This window comes from Bradyrhizobium sp. T-12, from assembly GCF_058314695.1.
In genome coordinates, this window is sequence record NZ_CM177756.1 from 3541882 (window position 1) to 3558944 (window position 17063).

The 17063-nt window shown below is 64.8% G+C and carries 18 protein-coding genes; 10 read left to right on the forward strand and 8 right to left on the reverse strand.

Annotated elements, in window-relative coordinates; all coding sequences use genetic code 11:
• Positions 1–397: 397 nt before the first annotated feature.
• Positions 398–1222: a lytic murein transglycosylase gene (locus tag AC0WRY_RS16610; RefSeq protein ID WP_211416920.1), complete on the reverse strand. Its 825-nt coding sequence runs from the start codon at positions 1220–1222 to the stop codon at positions 398–400.
• A gap of 131 nt (positions 1223–1353) precedes the next feature.
• A complete protein-coding gene (locus AC0WRY_RS16615; protein ID WP_194408000.1) occupies positions 1354–2262 on the reverse strand; it encodes a DUF2189 domain-containing protein in 909 nt (302 codons plus the stop codon).
• Between the two features lie 334 nt (positions 2263–2596).
• On the opposite strand from AC0WRY_RS16615, the gene AC0WRY_RS16620 reads away from it, so the two are divergent.
• Entirely contained in the window at positions 2597–2989 is a 393-nt protein-coding gene (locus tag AC0WRY_RS16620; RefSeq protein ID WP_491123422.1) for a DUF3597 domain-containing protein, read from the forward strand.
• 61 nt (positions 2990–3050) lie between these two features.
• On the opposite strand, the gene AC0WRY_RS16625 is transcribed toward AC0WRY_RS16620, so the two are convergent.
• On the reverse strand, positions 3051–3326 hold the full coding sequence (locus AC0WRY_RS16625) for a GNAT family N-acetyltransferase (RefSeq protein ID WP_194408002.1): 276 nt from the start codon (positions 3324–3326) through the stop codon (positions 3051–3053).
• 103 nt (positions 3327–3429) lie between these two features.
• Here AC0WRY_RS16625 and AC0WRY_RS16630 point away from each other — a divergent pair, with 103 nt between their 5' ends.
• Both AC0WRY_RS16630 and AC0WRY_RS16635 read left to right on the forward strand, forming a co-directional pair.
• Entirely contained in the window at positions 3430–4359 is a 930-nt protein-coding gene (locus AC0WRY_RS16630) for a tetratricopeptide repeat protein (RefSeq protein ID WP_194408003.1), read from the forward strand.
• Between the two features lie 199 nt (positions 4360–4558).
• Positions 4559–4954: an SPW repeat domain-containing protein gene (locus tag AC0WRY_RS16635; protein ID WP_194408004.1), complete on the forward strand. Its 396-nt coding sequence runs from the start codon at positions 4559–4561 to the stop codon at positions 4952–4954.
• Between the two features lie 48 nt (positions 4955–5002).
• Here AC0WRY_RS16635 and AC0WRY_RS16640 read toward each other — a convergent pair whose 3' ends face one another.
• Together AC0WRY_RS16640 and AC0WRY_RS16645 are read right to left on the reverse strand one after the other, a co-directional pair.
• Complete coding sequence (locus AC0WRY_RS16640; RefSeq protein WP_194408005.1) at positions 5003–5278, reverse strand: GNAT family N-acetyltransferase; 276 nt, start codon at positions 5276–5278, stop codon at positions 5003–5005.
• 118 nt (positions 5279–5396) lie between these two features.
• Complete coding sequence (locus tag AC0WRY_RS16645) at positions 5397–5756, reverse strand: hypothetical protein (protein ID WP_491123423.1); 360 nt, start codon at positions 5754–5756, stop codon at positions 5397–5399.
• A gap of 94 nt (positions 5757–5850) precedes the next feature.
• On the opposite strand from AC0WRY_RS16645, the gene AC0WRY_RS16650 reads away from it, so the two are divergent.
• The 7 genes from AC0WRY_RS16650 to AC0WRY_RS16680 all read left to right on the forward strand — a co-directional run bounded on the left by AC0WRY_RS16650 (position 5851) and on the right by AC0WRY_RS16680 (position 12472).
• Entirely contained in the window at positions 5851–6348 is a 498-nt protein-coding gene (locus AC0WRY_RS16650) for a hypothetical protein (protein WP_491123424.1), read from the forward strand.
• Between the two features lie 105 nt (positions 6349–6453).
• Entirely contained in the window at positions 6454–8061 is a 1608-nt protein-coding gene (locus AC0WRY_RS16655; protein ID WP_491123425.1) for an acyl-CoA synthetase, read from the forward strand.
• Positions 8062–8070: 9 nt separating this feature from the next.
• On the forward strand, positions 8071–8931 hold the full coding sequence (locus AC0WRY_RS16660) for a PCC domain-containing protein (protein ID WP_491123426.1): 861 nt from the start codon (positions 8071–8073) through the stop codon (positions 8929–8931).
• A 107-nt stretch (positions 8932–9038) separates the two neighbouring features.
• The gene (locus tag AC0WRY_RS16665) at positions 9039–9806 is read left to right on the forward strand and encodes an AAA family ATPase (RefSeq protein ID WP_212068592.1); all 768 of its coding nucleotides are present in this window, start codon (positions 9039–9041) and stop codon (positions 9804–9806) included.
• Between the two features lie 747 nt (positions 9807–10553).
• A complete protein-coding gene (locus AC0WRY_RS16670; protein WP_491123427.1) occupies positions 10554–11120 on the forward strand; it encodes an SRPBCC family protein in 567 nt (188 codons plus the stop codon).
• Between the two features lie 2 nt (positions 11121–11122).
• The gene (locus tag AC0WRY_RS16675; protein ID WP_491123428.1) at positions 11123–12076 is read left to right on the forward strand and encodes a YVTN family beta-propeller repeat protein; all 954 of its coding nucleotides are present in this window, start codon (positions 11123–11125) and stop codon (positions 12074–12076) included.
• Positions 12077–12244: 168 nt separating this feature from the next.
• Positions 12245–12472, forward strand: a complete 228-nt coding sequence (locus AC0WRY_RS16680) for a hypothetical protein (protein WP_194408013.1) — start codon at positions 12245–12247, stop codon at positions 12470–12472.
• 38 nt (positions 12473–12510) lie between these two features.
• On the opposite strand, the gene AC0WRY_RS16685 is transcribed toward AC0WRY_RS16680, so the two are convergent.
• The 3 genes from AC0WRY_RS16685 to uvrA form a co-directional block, all read right to left on the reverse strand.
• Positions 12511–13185, reverse strand: a complete 675-nt coding sequence (locus AC0WRY_RS16685) for an HAD family hydrolase (protein ID WP_491123429.1) — start codon at positions 13183–13185, stop codon at positions 12511–12513.
• Positions 13186–13452: 267 nt separating this feature from the next.
• A complete protein-coding gene (locus tag AC0WRY_RS16690; protein WP_491123430.1) occupies positions 13453–13776 on the reverse strand; it encodes a hypothetical protein in 324 nt (107 codons plus the stop codon).
• A 46-nt stretch (positions 13777–13822) separates the two neighbouring features.
• Entirely contained in the window at positions 13823–16798 is a 2976-nt protein-coding gene (uvrA, locus tag AC0WRY_RS16695) for an excinuclease ABC subunit UvrA (RefSeq protein ID WP_194408016.1), read from the reverse strand.
• Positions 16799–17063 lie beyond the last annotated feature (265 nt).

The following is a 17063-nucleotide window of genomic DNA, read 5'->3' on the forward strand; positions in this document are numbered from 1 at the left end:
TCCGATGTTGCGATGCAGCTAAGCGATCAGCGCATAACGCAGGTAACGGACGATTAACCGGAAGGCGGTCCCGCCCAAAACCTAGCCATAGTCGTGCGGAATCAGCTACAAATACCCGTAACATCACGGACTTAGGGGGCATCTTTTGATCTGGATCATCGCGGAAATATGCTGCCCCGGGGCCGAGCGGAAGCGTACAAAACAGCGACTGGACCCAACTCTCGTCTGCGTGATTCGCATAGGTAAAATCGTCTATGAATGAATATTAGTTCAGTTTATGGGATCGATCGACGCGTGAAAATTCGATTTTCGTGAGATGACGCGCACGGGCCCTTGGCGAGCCAGCGCGTAGAGGGATGGCGCGCGGGGTGTCTGCGGGGCGTTCAGGCCGATGTGCTTAAGGCGCGCGTGCGAGCTGCGTGGCGAAATAGGCGACGGTCTTGGAATAGACCTCGCTCTTGTTCCACTGCTTGAGCACCTCGAAATTCGGGCTGCCCGGCTGCCAATCCTTGCCCTTCTGCCAGCCATAGCCGGCGAGATAATTGGCGGTGGAGGCGAGCACGTCGGGCGCGTTGTGCAAGAGGTCGCGCTTGCCGTTGCCGTCGAAATCGACGGCGTATTTCATCCAGGACGACGGCATGAACTGGGTCTGGCCGAGTTCGCCGGCCCAGGCGCCCTTCATCTCGGCTGGCGCGAGATCGCCGCGCTGGACGATGCGCAGCGCATCCATCAGCTCGGCGCGGAACTGCTCGGCGCGCCGGCAGTCATAGGCCAGCGTTGCCAGCGAGCGGATCGTGGCGAACTTGCCGGTGTTGACGCCGAAATCCGTTTCCAGGCCCCAGATCGCGACCAGGACCTCGCCGGGAACGCCGTAAGTCTGCTCGATGCGCGACAGCACCGAGCCGTACTGCTTCATCCTGTTGGAGCCACGCTCGAGGCGCGGCGGCACCATGCGACCGGAAAACTCCTCGAAGGTCTGGCTGAAGACCTTTTGCGAGCGGTCGCGGTTGAGCACGCTCTGATCCAGCGTCACGCCGGCGAGACCCGATGCGATGGCCTGTTGTGAGATGCCCTTGGCCGCAGCGTCGGTTTTGAACTCCGCAAGCCAGGCATCGAAATTACCCGAGCCGCAGGCGACGGCGGCGAGCGCCGGCTGGGCGGACAGGATGGATGCGGAGAGGGCGAAGGCTGCGAGAGCGAGACGAGAAATCGTCGAGGTCATTCGAGTCAATGAATTCCGTGAAGCGATCTGGCCGGCGGCGCGCAATCTCGGTCGGAACCGCGGCCAAAGCAAGGCGTGGGACAGGGCGCGATCCTGCCCGAGGTCGGGCAGGATCGCATGTCACGATATCGTCAGGCGTCCGTCCTGTTTCGCCAGGGGAAGAGGTTGGCCGGGAAGTCGGCCGCAGGCTTGCGCGGACGAGGCGGCGGGGGCGGCACCGGGCGTGCACCGGGCTCCGAGACGATCACCTTGCGATAGAGATGCCAGGTGGCATGGCCGAGCAGGGGGATCACCACGGCAAGGCCGAGGAAGGCCGGGATGGTGCCGAGCGCGAGCAGCACCGCGACGATCAGGCCCCAGGCTGCCATCGGCACCGGGTTCCTTGCGACGACGCGCAGTGAGGTGCTCATCGCCTCGAACGCGCCGGCATGGCGGTCCAGCATCAGCGGGAACGACACGGCACTGAGGCAAAGCGCGGCGAGAGCGAACAGGAAGCCGACGCCGCAGCCAACCACGATCAGCCACCAGCCTTGCTGCGTCGTCAGCACGCGGGTCATGAAGTCCGAGATGCCGCTTGCGCCCTCATAACCGAACGCCGCGACGTAGATCGCCTGCGCAGTTGCAACCCAGGTCACGAACAGAGCGAGCAGCAGCGTGCCGAGGCCGAGCATCGCCCCGAACGAAGGCGAGCGAAGCACCTCCATGGCATCCCAGGCACTGGCTTCTTCATAGCGCTCGCGCCGGCTGGACAGCTCGTAGAGACCCAGCGCCGCGAAGGGGCCAATCAACGCGAAGCCGGCGGCCAGCGGAAACAGCAGCGGCAGCACCGAATAGCCCATCACCACGCGGGCGAGCACGAGGCCGAGCACCGGATAGATCACGCAGAGGATGATGGCGTGGCTCGGAACGGCCTTGAAATCGTCCCAGCCGCGTCGGAGCGCATCGTGCAGATCGGAGAGTTGGATGGTTCGGATCACCGGTCCGGCCGCATCTCCGGTCCGGCCCATCGTGGGGACATTGCCCTGGTAGAGTGTGGCCATGGTCGCTAGCTCCCTTGCCGAGCGGCCGAATCCACGCCGGCAAACGGCGCGAGCGGCCGCCATTCTTGAGTTTCGCGAGTCCGACCAGACGCGAATTCCGGAAGGCATCGCGAGCTGAACGCAAAGCGTACGCCCATTTCCGAGTCCTGTCCCTCACGCTTGGGTGAAATTCGATGCCGCAGCGCAACTTTCGGCGGCGTCATTCGGTCGTCATTTCGCCGCAGATAAGCTGATGCTGCGTGTCGGTTCGCAGAACTTCGCGGGCGCAACGCAGTGACTTGGTCTATAAGTACCACTCAAGGCCCTTCCAACGGATCCTTTTCGGGGAGCAGATATGAGCATTTTCGGTAAAATCATGAGCGCGATCTTCGGTGGCCAGCCGGCATCCGCCGCGCCCGCCGGTGGCGCAGCTTCACCGGCCGGAGCCGCGCCGGGGGCGTCGGCGCCGGCTGCCGCGCCCATGGCAGCGGTCGACGTTGCCGCGATCGTCGACAAGGCGGTGGCCGCGCACAAGGGCGAGAAGCTCGAATGGCGGACCTCGATCGTCGACCTGATGAAGGCGCTCGACATCGATTCCAGCCTCGCCGCGCGCAAGGACCTCGCCAAGGAGCTCGGCTATACCGGCGACATGAACGACTCCGCCAGCATGAACGTCTGGCTGCACAAGCAGGTGATGTCCAAGCTCGCCGCCAATGGCGGCAAGCTGCCGCCCGAGATCAAGCACTGACCGCAAGCACTGACCGAACTCCGGTCGTGCCGGAAGGGCCCGCTCGCGGGCCCTTTTGCTTTCAGGCGACGAGATCCGCGTCCTCCGGATGCCTGTCGAGATAGTCGACGACGAAGCCGCAGCCGGCGATCACCTTCCTGCCGTCGCGCCGGATCAGATCCAGCGCGCCCTTGACCAGCTCGGAGGCGATGCCGCGGCCGCGCAACGCCCGCGGCGTCTCGGTATGGGTGATGATGACCGCCGTCGGGGTCAGCCGGTAATTGGCGAAGGCGATGTCGTTGCCGACATCGAGCTCGAAGCGGCCCCTGTCCTTGTTGTCCCGTACCGATGCGGCCATGCAAGATCCTTCCGGCGTACTGCTTTTCCCTGATCTAGGCGTCTGAACCGGCCCTTGCCAAGGTGCGACCAAGGATGGTTGTCGCAGGGGAGATATCCGTAAAATGCGTGTCCGGTTCAGTCTCATGGTCGTGCTTGCCACGCTCACCGTGACGGCGCCGGCTGCGGCCGAAGGCGGCCCGGCCTGGGATGCCTGCGTGGGGCTGACCAGCACGCCGGACCAGCGGGTCAAGGCCTGCTCCACCGTGATCGACACCAAGAGTGAGAGCGGCCGCAGGCTCGCCGGGGCCTATTGCAACCGCGGCCATGGTCTTACCGAGAAGCGCGAGCTAGACGCCGCGCTGTCCGATCTCGACGAAGCGATCAGGCTCGCTCCGGATTATGCCTGCCCCCACAACAATCGCGGCCGCGTCTATTCGTTCAAACGCGACTACGACCGCGCCATTGCCGATTACGACCAGGCCATCAAGCTCGATCCTTCGTTGGCGCTGGCCTACAACAATCGTGGCGAGTCCCGCTTCAACAAGGGCGACCTCGACGGCGCCCTGACCGATTTCGATGCGGCGATCAAGCGCAACCCGAATTCCGCAATGGCCTATGGCAATCGCGGTCTCGTCTATTACCGCAAGCACGACACCGCACATGCGCTCGCCGACTATACGATGCGGATCAAGCTTGCGCCCGATCTGCTCGCCTATATCGATCGCGGCAACGTCTACCGGGACACCGAGCAGCTCGACCGTGCCGCTGCGGACTATGGCGAGGCCATCCGCCTCGCGCCGACCGACGCGCGCGGCTGGCGCAATCGTGGCATGATCCGCCTCTTCCAGGGCGACAACAAGGGCGGTGTTTCCGACTACGACAAGGCGTTGCAATACGATCCCACGGACGCGTTCTCGTGGAATAATCGCGGGCAGGCCCGTTTGCGGCTTGGCGACAAGCAGGGCGCGATCGTCGATTTTCGGAAGGCGCTGGAGTTGAAGCCCGGCCTGGCGAGCGCGCAGGACTCGCTGCGGAAGCTCGGAGCGCTATAGCCGCGGTGCGGTAGGAAAGTTATGACCCGCGTACAGCGCGCGGCCGTCGAAATAATCCGTCATCCTGCTCTTGCGCAGCCGCCCGCGGTTCCCACGTCTTTTGCAGGACATACGTCCGAATGCGGCCGGCAGGGTCGCGAGACATTCGGAAGTCGTGATCGCCAGCCGCCGACGTGTGCCTCTGTCATAGGAGGGTACGATGTCGGACTTTGGTTTTTTGAATACTCATCGAACGTGGGAAGACTGGTGCGGGATGCTGCTGGGCGCGGTGATCGTGGCCTCGCCATGGTTTCCCGTGCAGGATCCGGCGATTGCAGGACATCAGACGGTGATCCTGAACACGGTGGCAATCGGTCTGGTCGTCTTTGGCATCAGCCAGCTCGAATACGTTGCCCTCCAGCGCTGGCAGGAGGTGACGACGATCCTGATCGGACTGTGGCTCATCGCCTCGCCCTACGCCATGGGCTATTCCGGCGACGGCTTTCTCCGCGTCTATCACACGGGCCTCGGCGCCGTGCTCGTGCTGCTCGGCGTACTGCAGCTGTGGCAGGACTGGGACCTGACTGACCAGGACATGCTCAAGCACGGACAATAGCCGTAGATGTCGGCGGGCCCGCTGGCCGCAGGCGGCGGGCCCGTGTCCCTATCTCGCCACGAGATCCTGATAGTCCGCGTGCTTCTCGATCCACGCCTTCACGAACGGACATTGCGGGATCACCTTCAATCCGGCCGTGCGGACCTGGTCGAGCGCGCCTTGCACCAGCTTCGAGCCGACACCCTTGCCGCCGAGCTCCTTCGGCACGTCGGTGTGCTCGAAGGTGATCACATTGCCGTCGCGCTTGTAGTGCTCAGTCGCAAGGTGGCCTTCGACCTCGAGCTCGAAGCGGTGATCGGCCTTGTTGTCGATGATTGCGCTCATGTCGTCTCCGCTCGGCTCTGCGGCGAGGCCGTCAGCATCTTGGGGATCGCCAGTCCTCGTGCGCGAAGTCGTAACGCGCGATCAGGTCGATGGGTTTCCATTGTAACTGCAGTTCGATTCAGTCGGCCGCTTTGGCGAGCCTGGAATCTTCGGGCTGCCGCTGTGGGCGCAAGCAGCCCTGGCAGATGACCAGGGAGCGGTTGACCCTTGCATCCTGCTCGGCCTCGCTGGCGTCCTGCGCCTGCCACCATTCCTTGGAAAGCGGCTGAAGCTCGGCCTGCGACCCGTTGCGCTCGGATCGAGCCGCGGCGCGGGTTGGTTGCGAGACTGCATGCGGCCGATTGGGATCCTCGCCGGCGCCGTCCCAGGCATAACGCGCAGGCTTGAAGGCAGGATCGGGCGCCAGGCGCGCTTGAGGACCCACGGCACATCCGGCGAGCGCCAGCGACAACAGGAGGAGGGCGGGCGCTTTGACCATGATGGAACACTCTGTACGCGAGGACTGAGCGAGGGTGCGCCGATCATGTTTAAAATTCCCTGAACGATTGCGCTTGCGTCGACGACCAACGCCCATGCGCCATCTGATGCTTCTGCTTGCCCTGATCGCCTCCGCCGCGCGCGCCGAGGATGCCAAGCCGTTCAATCCGTCCGACTATCCGTCCGGCGTGCAGACGGCGCTGCGCTACGCCAACGAGGAATGTACCAGCCAGGACGGCGGCGAGGTGACTTTCGCGCCTGATACGGTGCGCAGGATCGACCTCACCGGCGACGGCCGCGACGACTACATCATCGATTTCAACGCGACCAAATGCGGGGACCGCGAGACCACTTATTGCGGAACCGGCGGCTGCGTCATGAAGATCCTGGTGACACTGCCGGATGGCGGCGTGCGCGAGGTGTTCGACGGCTACGTCCTCCGCTACAGGGTCATGGCCTCGCCGGTGAAGCGCGGCGCCGCGCGCAGCATCCGCTTCGATTTGCATGGCAGCTTTTGCGGCGGCTTTGGTCCACAGGCGTGCGTCAAGCAGAAGGTGATTTCGGCAACGCCGTTCGCGTTCAAGCAGCCGTAGGGCTGATGTGCGGCCGGCGGCCTTGCGGGGGCGCGGGTGATGGCGATAAATGGGCTGCAATGAGCGGGTAGCCCAAGCGCCGTCCGCCCTCGAAGAGGAAGCCCGATGCCGCCCCTGCGCATGTCCCGCCGCGTCATGAATCTCGCTTACATGCTGACCCAGAATGCGCGGCGGCACGGTGCGCGTCCCGGCTTTGTCTGGGGTGACAGGTCCTGGACCTGGCGGCAGATCGATGCACAGGTCTCGGCGTTGGCCGCGGCGCTTGCTGCACGCGGCATTGCCAAGGGCGACCGCATCCTCGTTCATTCCAAGAACAGCGACGAGATGTTCTTCTCGATGTTCGCTTCATTTCGGCTCGGTGCAGTCTGGGTGCCCACCAATTTCCGTCTGATGCCGGATGAGGTCACTTATCTCGCAGAAGCCTCCGGGGCGAAGGCGTTTCTGTGCCATGTCGATTTCCCCGAGCATGCCGCGGCGGTGAAGGGGGGCGCCCTGGAGTTCACCTGGAGCCTCGACGGCAAGGGCACCTTCGGCGAGACCTCGGTTGCAGAGGCCATCGCGGCGCGCGCCGGCGAGGTGGTCGAGAACGTCGCCGTCGAGCACGACGATCCCTGCTGGTTCTTCTTCACCTCGGGCACGACAGGCCGTTCCAAGGCCGCCGTCTTGACCCACGGCCAGATGGGTTTCGTCGTCACCAACCATCTCGCCGATCTCACCCCTGGCGTCACCGAGCATGATGCCTCGCTGGTGGTGGCACCGCTGTCGCATGGCGCCGGCGTGCATCAGCTGGTGCAGACCGCGCGCGGCGTCTGCACCGTCCTGCTGCCGACCGAGAAATTCGACATCGACGAGGCGTTCCGCCTGATCGAGACGCATCGGGTCGCCAATCTCTTCACGGTGCCGACGATTTTGAAGATGATGGTCGAGCATCCCGCCGCCGACAAGTACGATCATTCCTCGCTGCGCCAAGTGATCTATGCGGGTGCGCCGATGTATCGTGAGGACCAGAAGACCGCGCTGAAGAAGCTCGGCAACGTCATCGTGCAGTATTTCGGCCTGGGCGAAGTCACCGGCAACATCACCGTGCTGCCGGCGGCGCTGCACGACTCTGAGGATAGTCCGCATGCCAGGATCGGCACCTGCGGCTTCGAGCGCACCGCCATGCAGGTGTCGATCCAGGACGACGAGGGTCGCGAGCTCGCGGCGGGCCAAAGCGGCGAGATCTGCGTGATCGGGCCTGCCGTGCTCGCCGGCTATTACGACAATCCCGAAGCCAATGCGAAGGCGTTCCGCAACGGCTGGTTTCGCACCGGCGATCTCGGCCACATGGACGAGGAGGGCTTTGTCTACATCACGGGCCGCGCCTCCGACATGTACATCTCCGGCGGCTCCAACATCTATCCGCGCGAGATCGAGGAGAAGATCCTGACGCATCCCGCGATCGGCGAGGTCGCCGTGCTCGGCGTGCCCGATGCGACCTGGGGTGAGGTCGGCGTTGCCGTCTGCGTCGCGCGCGAGGGCGAGAAGCCGGTGAGCGAAGCGGAGATGGCCGCGTTTCTCTCGCCAAAAGTGCCGCGCTACAAGATGCCGAAGCGGTTCTTCTTCTGGGAGGCCTTGCCGAAATCCGGCTATGGCAAGGTGCCGAAACGCATGGTGCGCGACGAGCTCGAGGCCCGCGGCCTGCTCGATCTCGACAAGACGAAGGCAGGCTGAGTGCAGGCCATGCGGAGCATCAAGCAGCCGGGCGCGCCCGTCGCAGAACGCATCCAATGGGTGGAGGCGAGGGGGCGCGCCTTCTCGTTCACGCTTCAGGCGGGTGTCCCGCTGTTGGATGCCGCGCGGCGCGGCTTTGCGGCCGAAGGTTTTACGAGCGGCGTCCTCAGCTTCCGGCACGGCGTGCTCGGGCCGTTCGCCTATGTCATGCCGGCACTGTCGAAGACCGGCGAGAACGCGGCGTTCTATAGCGACACCTATCGGCCGGATGGGACGACGCACACGAAGCTCGGCAGCCTCACGCTCGGCACGCGCGACGGCGCACCGTTCTTTCATTGCCATGGGCTGTGGGCGGAGGCGGACGGCAAAGCCGGCGGTGGCCACATGCTGCCGGACGAGACTGTCGTCGCCGAAGCGTTCGAGGTCGAGGCCTTCGGCATCGACGGCGCGATGTTCACCGCCGAGCCCGATCCCGAGACCAATTTCAAGCTGTTCGGACCGGTGCCCGCTGAGCGCACGGGCGCGCGCACGACAAGCCGCGCATTCGCGCTGCGGCTGCGGCCGAACCAGGACTTTGCGTCCTGCCTCGAAGAGTTCTGCGGCGCGCAGGGCATCGCGCGAGCGAAGATCCATGGCGGGGTCGGCTCGACCATCGGCGCGCGCTTCACGCACGGCGGGGCGACGGAGCCGTTTGCGACCGAGCTTGCCGTGACGTGCGGGCTGATCGCGCCCGGGCAGTCCAGCATGCTCGAAGCTGCGCTCGATGTCGCGCTGGTCGACTACACCGGCGGCCTGGCAGAGGGGCGCCTGGTCCGCGGCGACAATCCGGTGCTGATGACGATGGAGTTGGTGCTGGAGGTGCTGGATTAGGCTGCAGCCGGGGATTTCGCCAGCGTAGCCTGCCGGTTGCATGGATTTTATGTTCCCTATATGTTCTTTTGGGGTTGTCTGTAGCAGAACGGGCGGAAAGGCGGACTATGAGCCGGAGAGGTCATCGCACCATCAACCTGCCGGCGCCGTATCTGAAGCGGGTCTGGCTGGACCCGTCGCGGGTGGGTGATCGCGAGGCCTATCCGTTTTGCCTTCCCATCTTGCCAGATGATTTCGAGCTCAATTTCGACACCGCCATCACGATCATCGTTGGAGAGAACGGCACCGGGAAGTCGACGATCCTCGAGGGCATCGCAGCGCTTGCCGGCTACGACGATGCCGGGGGCGGGAAGGGCTACATGCCGGTCGACCACTCCGAGGCGCGCGAGAGGATGGGTGGCCAACTCGCCAAGGCGCTGCGCGCGAGTTGGCTGCCGAAGATCACCAACGGCTGGTTTTTTCGCGCCGAGAGTTTTTTCTCGGTGGCGCGGTATCTCGACAAGGCCGCGCGCGATGCCGGTCAGGTCGGCCCCGATTTCCTGTCGCATTCCCACGGTGAAGGCTTCCTGCGCTTCTTCGAGGAGCGCTGTCAGCGCCAGGGCATCTTCATCTTCGACGAACCGGAATCGGCGCTGTCGCCGGCGCGGCAGATCGAGTTCTTGAAGCTGTTGCGGCGCATGGAGGAGTCCCGGATCTGCCAGGTCGTCATGGCGACGCACGCGCCGATGCTGATGGCCTATCCCAACGCGCGGCTGCTGCGGCTCGGGAAATACGGCCTTGAGCCGGTGACGGTGGAGGAGACGGATCATTATCGCTTGATGCGCGAATTCTGTGACGACCCGCACGGCTTCGTGGAGGCGACGCTGGGGGAGTAGGTGAGCGTCTTTGACGGTAGTTCTCTCCGCGGTCATTGGTAGGAGCCCTTGCGGCGAAGCAATCCAGAGTCTTTCCGCGGCGGCAGTCTGGATTGCTTCGCTGCGCTCGCAATGACGGAGTGGAAGGCAATAGCGCGCCCGGGGCACGAGAGCGGAATTCATCTCCGTATTCGATTCTCAATTGCGCGCGCCGTCCCGTTCTCGCGGCCCTTCGTGCCCCAGCTTTGCGGTCGTTGTTGCCCTCAAAAGTGCCGAGGGCGCAGGGAAGGCCGGGTGCCGGCTGGCACCCGCGGTCCACTGTGCGAAGCGTGTGCTTAAGGAATCTGCGCAGCGGCATACAGATGAAGCCAAACATCCGGCCTTCCCTGCGCAGGGGGTTGACGGCTTATGTCGTGCTCTCCTCGGGGAGCGTTGCACTATTGCCCCGTCACCTTGCGGATGGCTGACGCGCAAGGCCCGGTTGGACCGCACGCGTCGCCGCAAGACTTGGCGCACAGACCCCGGGCGCCAGGACCACACGATTTTGCCGTACGCGGGCTGCGCCTGTCGTATGCGCGCGTTGTTTGCTCACGGAGTGACCCGCCCTGCAAACCGACGGCGCGCGACGCGGCCAGGTGGTGGGGGTGTGCCGCGCCCCGCCGCAACGGCGCCACGAACCGGTCTCCCCTCGGCCCCAAAATGCGCTAGGATGACCGCAGCGCGCAGTCGAAGTCGCGCATGATCAACGGGACGTATGAGGAAACGAGAATGAGGGTGACGATTGGACGGCGCACGGCCGTGGCTGCGGCGCTGGCTGTCATGGGGGCGGCAGGCTTGACGGCGACCTTTGGCCCGGCCGGGGCCCACGGGCCGACTCGGCAGAAGGTGCGGGAATCCATCGAGATCAATGCGCCGCAAGACAAGGTCTGGGCTGCGATCCGCAATTTCCAGGACATGAGCTGGCTTCCGCCAGTCACCAAGACCACGGGCGAAAAGGGCAACGAGGTCGGCGCGACGCGGACGCTGACTCTGCAGGGCGGTGCGACGGTCGAGGAGGAGCTCTACAAATACGAGCCCGACATGCTGAGCTATTCGTACCGGATCACCAAGGTTGACGTGAAGGTGCTGCCGGTGACCAATTATTCCTCGACCTTGACGGTGTCGCCGGCTTCCGACGGCAAGTCGAAGCTGGAATGGGCCGGCGCGTTCTACCGCGGCTTTCCCAACAACGATCCGCCGCCGGAACTCAACGATGAAGCCGCCAAGTCCGCGGTCAGCGGGCTCTACAAGAGCGGGCTCGAGGCGTTGAAGAAGAAGATCGAGAGCGGCAGCTGACCGTGCGCATTCTGGTCCTGGCGGCGCTTGCCGCCAACCTTTGCCACGCCAGCCTCGGCAGCGCAGCTGCCGAGGAGGCGTTCGTCACCAACCAGCTCAGCGACGATCTGATGGTCGTGGATCTCGCCTCCGCACGCGCGGTGGCAACCATTCCCATCGGCGGCAAGCCGGCGGGCGTTGCGGTCAGCGCGGACGGGCGCTTTGCCTATGTCACGAGCCCCGACGCCAAGGCGGTGACGGTGGTGGACGCCGCGACGCGCCAGGTGGCAGGCCGGATCGAGGTCGGCGGCGGACCGCTCGGCATTGCGGTCGCCCCCGATGGCAAGACCGTCTATGTCGCGGACTGGTATGCGGCGGCGGTGCGGGTGATCGATACGGCCTCGCGCAGCATCGCCGCCAGCATCGCGGTCGGCGCCTCGCCATCGGGCCTTGCAGTGACGCCTGACGGCAAGTTGCTGCTCTCGGCGGACCGCGACGACGACAGCGTCTCGGTCGTCGACACCGCAACACTCCAGCGCAAGGCGACGATCAAGGTCGGCACCCGTCCGTTCGGCGTCACCATCGATGCCGAGGGCAAGCGCGCCTACACCGCCAATGTCGGCTCCGACGACGTCTCCGTGATCGACATTGCAGAAGGTCGCGAGATCGGCCGTGTGAAGGTCGGCATGCGCCCCTACGCGGTGGCGCTGACGCAAGGCCGCGGCTTCGTCACGGACCAATATGGCGGCACCGTCAGCGTGTTCGACCTTGTGAGCCTGAAGCCGGTCAAGCGCATCAATGTCGGCGACTATCCGGAAGGCATCGCGGCGACCGCTGACGGCAAGCGCGTCATCGTGGCCTGCTGGGAGAGCAACACGCTTATCATCATCGACGCGGCTGAGCTGAAGGTCGTCGGCGAGATCAAGACCGGCGACGGCCCAAGGGCGTTCGGGGCGTTCTTGCGGCGGACGGAGTAGGGGACGGAACACTTGTAGCCCGCACGGAGCGAAGCGAGATGCGGGACACTGTTCCGGATTGTGCTCCGCTCCATCCGGGCCACGATCGAACCGGACGTCGTATCGCCACGACAGATGCTATCCGGGATTGAATTGCGCCCGGACGCGCGCCGGGTGGAGACGTTTGTGATGGATAAGTGGGTTGAGCTTGCGGTATCGTGGCTGCCGTTCCTGCTGCTGATCGGGCTGTGGTTCTGGTTTTCGCGGCGGCAGGGCATGCAGGCGCGCAGCAAGTCGGGCGTGAGCCTGATCGAGCTCTACGAGCAGCAGGTCGCCGAGACCCGGCGGATGAACGGCTTTCTTGAGCGGATCGCGCTGTCGATGGAGAAGCACGACCCGCCGCGCGGCATTTCATAGCCCGCACGAGCGGAGCGACATGCGGGATGGATCCGTCCTCATCCACTGAGGCTTCCGGATGTCGCTTGGCTCATCCGGGCTACGGCACCGGGGCATAACGCGGACACGATCTCATCCATCCGCTCGAAGATGTGATCCGGCCCCCGCGCCCGTAGCGCTGCCGGCGCCGCGTAACCCCAGCAAACCGCGCCGCAGGCGACGCCGACGGCGCGTGCCGCCTCGATGTCGCGCACCTCGTCGCCGATCGCGATCACCTGGCCCCGCTCGACGCCCGCGCGCCGGATCACCCGGCGGAATTTCGCTGGCTTGCCGAACAGCGAAGCCGCGCAATCGAAATGCGAAAACAGCGTTGCGGCATCGCCGAGCTTCTCGCGGGCATTGGCCTCGCTGTCGGAGGTCACCAGCGCCAGCTGCACGCCGTTCTCGGTCAGCGTCCGCAGCATCGCCTCGACCCCTGCGAACAGCGAAATCTCGCTCGCCGCCTCCGCCTTCAGCCGCCGCGCATGCCGCGCGATCGCCGGCAGCTTCCACAGCGGCACCTCGAGGCGGGCGAGGATCTCGCGCGTCGAGGCATGCCGCAGGCCCTCGACATCCTCATCGGTGACACGGCGGAAATTGAAGCGATCGGCGATGTCGTTGACGACACGCAGGAACCACGGGAAGCTGTCGGCCAGCGTGCCGTCGAGGTCGAAGATGGCGAGGGCGTAGGGCATGGCGGAGGGAGAAGTGCGGGCGTCGCGCCCGCTGGCGAGGCGCCTGAAAAATGCTATCGGAGATGCCTATGTTACCTTCGAGAGGTGGCAGATGTCGGAGCTACTGGCAAGGATTACCGTCGATCCGCAGTGCTTTGGGTGCGTGTCGGCAACATCGACAATCGCGCGCTGATCCGTCAGTTTTTGAGCGCCATGCCGCGAATCGCCGAAGCCGTCGCGCGGGGCGAAGCGGTCATTGAATTCGTCGGCCGGTAGACGAATGGGCGCTTACCGCAACTTGCGTACGTCAACATTGATGTCGATATCGATGTTCTTGACGCAAGTCTGAGTGCTCCGATGCGAGCTGCCCTCGTGCCAGCGGCCGTCGCGCGCCCGGGCGTTGCTGACATTGGCCAGGTTCAGGCATCGCCATTGTGGCAGCGGTCCGCTGCTTTCGCCGGCGAACTGCCAGGCCAGCACGGCTTCCTCACCGGCCTTGTTGGTGCCGATGATGTGCGGACATAGCTCGCGATGGCGGCCCTCGTAGACACAGGTCACCTGCTGCTCGGCGAGGATCGCGTTGCGGAAGAGCGCGTAGGTTCGGCTCGGCATGGAGAACTTTCCCGGCAGCTTGAGCCGGCCGCTCGAGCGGGTGGCGCTACTCCGCCGCCTCGCTCGTGCTCCTTCGCTTCGGCTTGCGCGCTTTCTTCAGCACCGGCTCCAGGAATTTTCCGGTATAGCTCCGCGGCGCCTTGGCGATGTCTTCCGGCGGGCCCCAGGCGACAATCTCGCCGCCGCCGTCGCCGCCTTCGGGGCCGAGGTCGATGACCCAGTCTGCGGTCTTGATGACTTCGAGATTGTGCTCGATGACGACGACCGTGTTGCCCTGCGCGACCAGCTCATGCAGCACCTCCAAGAGCTTCTTGACGTCGTGGAAGTGCAGGCCGGTGGTCGGCTCGTCCAGGATGTAGAGCGTGCGGCCGGTGGCGCGTTTTGACAATTCCTTGGCGAGCTTGACGCGTTGGGCTTCACCGCCCGATAGCGTGGTCGCCTGCTGGCCGACATGGATGTAGTCGAGGCCGACGCGGTGCAGGGTCTGGAAGGTTTCGCGCACGCGCGGCACCGCCTTGAAGAATTCGGCGGCTTCTTCGACGGTCATGTCGAGCACGTCGGCGATGCTCTTGCCCTTGAACAGGACTTCGAGCGTCTCGCGGTTGTAGCGCTTGCCCTTGCAGACGTCGCAGGTGACGTAGACGTCGGGCAAAAAGTGCATCTCGATCTTGATGACGCCGTCGCCCTGGCAGGCCTCGCAGCGGCCGCCCTTGACGTTGAAGGAGAAGCGGCCGGGCTCGTAACCGCGCGCCTTGGACTCGGGCAGGCCGGCAAACCATTCGCGGATCGGCGTGAAGGCGCCGGTATAGGTCGCGGGGTTCGAGCGCGGCGTACGGCCGATCGGCGACTGGTCGATGTCGATGATCTTGTCGATGTGCTCGAGGCCCTCGATGCGATCGTGCGGGGCGGCGCCCTCGCTGGCATTGTTCAGCTTGCGGGCGATGGCGCGGTACAGCGTGTCGATCAACAGCGTCGACTTGCCGCCGCCGGAGACGCCGGTGACGCAGGTGAACAGGCCGAGCGGGATCTCGGCGGTGACGTTCTTGAGGTTATTGCCGCGCGCGTTGACCACCTTGATGGTGCGGCGATGGTTCGGCGGGCGCCGCTCCGGGACCTCGACCTCGAGCTCGCCGGTCAGGTACTTGCCGGTCAGCGATTTCGGGTTGCGCATTATCTCGGCGGGCGTGCCTTCGGCGACGATGTGGCCGCCATGCATGCCGGCGCCGGGGCCGATGTCGAGCACGTAGTCGGCGAGGCGAATGGCGTCCTCGTCATGCTCGACCACGACCACGGTATTGCCGAGGTCGCGCAGCCGCTTCAGGGTGTCGAGCAGGCGGGCGTTGTCGCGCTGGTGCAAGCCGATCGAGGGCTCGTCCAGCACATAGAGCACGCCGGTCAGGCCCGAACCGATCTGCGAGGCGAGGCGAATGCGCTGGCTCTCGCCGCCGGACAGCGTGCCGGAGGAGCGGGACAAAGTGAGGTAGTTGAGGCCGACGTCGAGCAGGAAGGTGAGGCGCTCGCGGATCTCCTTCAGGATGCGGCCGGCGATCTCGTTCTGCTGCGCGTTGAGCGCGTCGGGCACGGTCTCGAACCATTCGCCGGCCTTCTTGACCGACAGCTCCGAGATCTCGCCGATATGCCTGGCTCCGATCTTGACGCAGAGCGCCTCGGGCTTGAGCCGAAAACCCTTGCATCCCTCGCAGGGCACGTCGTGGAAGTATTTCGCCAGCTCCTCGCGCGCCCACTCGCTTTCGGTCTCGCGGTAGCGGCGGTTGATGTTGGTGATGACGCCCTCGAACGGCTTCTTGGTGTCGTAGGAGCGCACCCCGTCCTCATAGGAGAACTTGATCTCGTCTTCGCCGGAGCCATGCAGGATCGCGTTCTGCGTCTTCTTGGGCAGGTCCTTCCACTTGGTGGTCAGCGTGAACTTGTAGTGCTTGCCGAGCGCAGTCAGGGTCTGGATGTAATAGGGCGAGGACGATTTGGCCCATGGTGCGATCGCGCCCTTGCCGATGGCGAGCTCCTTGTCGGGAATGACGAGGTCCTCGTCGACATGCTGCTCGACGCCGAGGCCGCCGCAGGCCGGGCAGGCGCCATAGGGATTGTTGAAGGAGAACAGTCTGGGCTCGACCTCTGGAATCGTGAAGCCCGAGACCGGGCAGGCGAACTTTTCCGAGAAGAGCATGCGCTCGGGCCCGCTCTTGTCGTGGATCTTGGCGGTCTTCTTTTTCTCCTCGGTGGGAGCCGCCGTGGGGGCGTCGGCGAACTCGACGACGGCAAGGCCCTCGGCGAGCTTCAGCGCGGTCTCAAAGCTCTCGGCGAGGCGCTGGCCGATGTCGGCGCGCACCACGATGCGGTCGACGACGACGTCGATGTCGTGCGGGAATTTCTTGTCCAGCGTCGGCGCTTCCGCAAGCTCATGGAAGGTGCCGTCGATCTTGACGCGTTGAAAGCCCTTCTTGAGCCATTCGGCGAGCTCCTTGCGGTACTCGCCCTTGCGGCCGCGCACGACGGGCGCGAGCAGATAGAGGCGGGTGCCCTCGGGCAGCGCCAGCACGCGGTCGACCATCTGCGAGACGGTCTGGCTCTCGATCGGCAGACCGGTGGCCGGCGAATAGGGCACGCCGACGCGCGCCCACAGCAGGCGCATATAGTCGTAGATCTCGGTGACGGTGCCGACGGTCGAGCGCGGGTTCTTCGATGTCGTCTTCTGCTCGATCGAGATCGCGGGCGACAGGCCGTCGATCTGGTCGACGTCGGGCTTCTGCATCATCTCCAGGAATTGACGCGCATAGGCCGAGAGCGATTCGACGTAGCGGCGCTGGCCCTCGGCGTAGATGGTGTCGAAGGCGAGTGAGGATTTGCCGGAGCCGGAGAGGCCGGTGAACACCACCAGCTTGTCGCGGGGAATCTCGACGTCGATGTTCTTGAGGTTGTGCTCGCGCGCGCCACGGATCGTAATTGCGCGCAGGCTTGAGCCCGCGTTCTGTTGTTGGCGCTTCGCCTTGATCACTTCATCCATCCCGCTGGTCCTCAAGGAATCCAAAGACGCGCGATCGCGCCAATGATGAAGGCGCGCTTCGCCCGGAACCGGGATCGGCGCCGATGGGGTTATCAGCGAACGTAGGAAGAACGCGCGCGGATTTCCAGAGGGAGTTGCGAATCGTCAACGGAATGTTGGCGCGCTGGCGGCATCTGGCAGCAGGCGGGCGCGGAACTGTAGAACGCGGCAGGCGAACGAGCGGGCAAACAACGAGCAAGGGCAAACAAAAAGGCCGGCGCAAGGC

Bases quoted from the DNA above. Each gene is read 5' to 3' on its own strand.
- AC0WRY_RS16610 (WP_211416920.1), bottom strand. From the start codon at position 1,222: ATGACCTCGACGATTTCTCGTCTCGCTCTCGCAGCCTTCGCCCTCTCC.
- AC0WRY_RS16615 (WP_194408000.1), bottom strand. From the start codon at position 2,262: ATGGCCACACTCTACCAGGGCAATGTCCCCACGATGGGCCGGACCGGA.
- AC0WRY_RS16620 (WP_491123422.1), top strand. From the start codon at position 2,597: ATGAGCATTTTCGGTAAAATCATGAGCGCGATCTTCGGTGGCCAGCCG.
- AC0WRY_RS16625 (WP_194408002.1), bottom strand. From the start codon at position 3,326: ATGGCCGCATCGGTACGGGACAACAAGGACAGGGGCCGCTTCGAGCTC.
- AC0WRY_RS16630 (WP_194408003.1), top strand. From the start codon at position 3,430: ATGCGTGTCCGGTTCAGTCTCATGGTCGTGCTTGCCACGCTCACCGTG.
- AC0WRY_RS16635 (WP_194408004.1), top strand. From the start codon at position 4,559: ATGTCGGACTTTGGTTTTTTGAATACTCATCGAACGTGGGAAGACTGG.
- AC0WRY_RS16640 (WP_194408005.1), bottom strand. From the start codon at position 5,278: ATGAGCGCAATCATCGACAACAAGGCCGATCACCGCTTCGAGCTCGAG.
- AC0WRY_RS16645 (WP_491123423.1), bottom strand. From the start codon at position 5,756: ATGGTCAAAGCGCCCGCCCTCCTCCTGTTGTCGCTGGCGCTCGCCGGA.
- AC0WRY_RS16650 (WP_491123424.1), top strand. From the start codon at position 5,851: ATGCGCCATCTGATGCTTCTGCTTGCCCTGATCGCCTCCGCCGCGCGC.
- AC0WRY_RS16655 (WP_491123425.1), top strand. From the start codon at position 6,454: ATGCCGCCCCTGCGCATGTCCCGCCGCGTCATGAATCTCGCTTACATG.
- AC0WRY_RS16660 (WP_491123426.1), top strand. From the start codon at position 8,071: ATGCGGAGCATCAAGCAGCCGGGCGCGCCCGTCGCAGAACGCATCCAA.
- AC0WRY_RS16665 (WP_212068592.1), top strand. From the start codon at position 9,039: ATGAGCCGGAGAGGTCATCGCACCATCAACCTGCCGGCGCCGTATCTG.
- AC0WRY_RS16670 (WP_491123427.1), top strand. From the start codon at position 10,554: ATGAGGGTGACGATTGGACGGCGCACGGCCGTGGCTGCGGCGCTGGCT.
- AC0WRY_RS16680 (WP_194408013.1), top strand. From the start codon at position 12,245: ATGGATAAGTGGGTTGAGCTTGCGGTATCGTGGCTGCCGTTCCTGCTG.
- AC0WRY_RS16685 (WP_491123429.1), bottom strand. From the start codon at position 13,185: ATGCCCTACGCCCTCGCCATCTTCGACCTCGACGGCACGCTGGCCGAC.
- AC0WRY_RS16690 (WP_491123430.1), bottom strand. From the start codon at position 13,776: ATGCCGAGCCGAACCTACGCGCTCTTCCGCAACGCGATCCTCGCCGAG.
- uvrA (WP_194408016.1), bottom strand. From the start codon at position 16,798: ATGGATGAAGTGATCAAGGCGAAGCGCCAACAACAGAACGCGGGCTCA.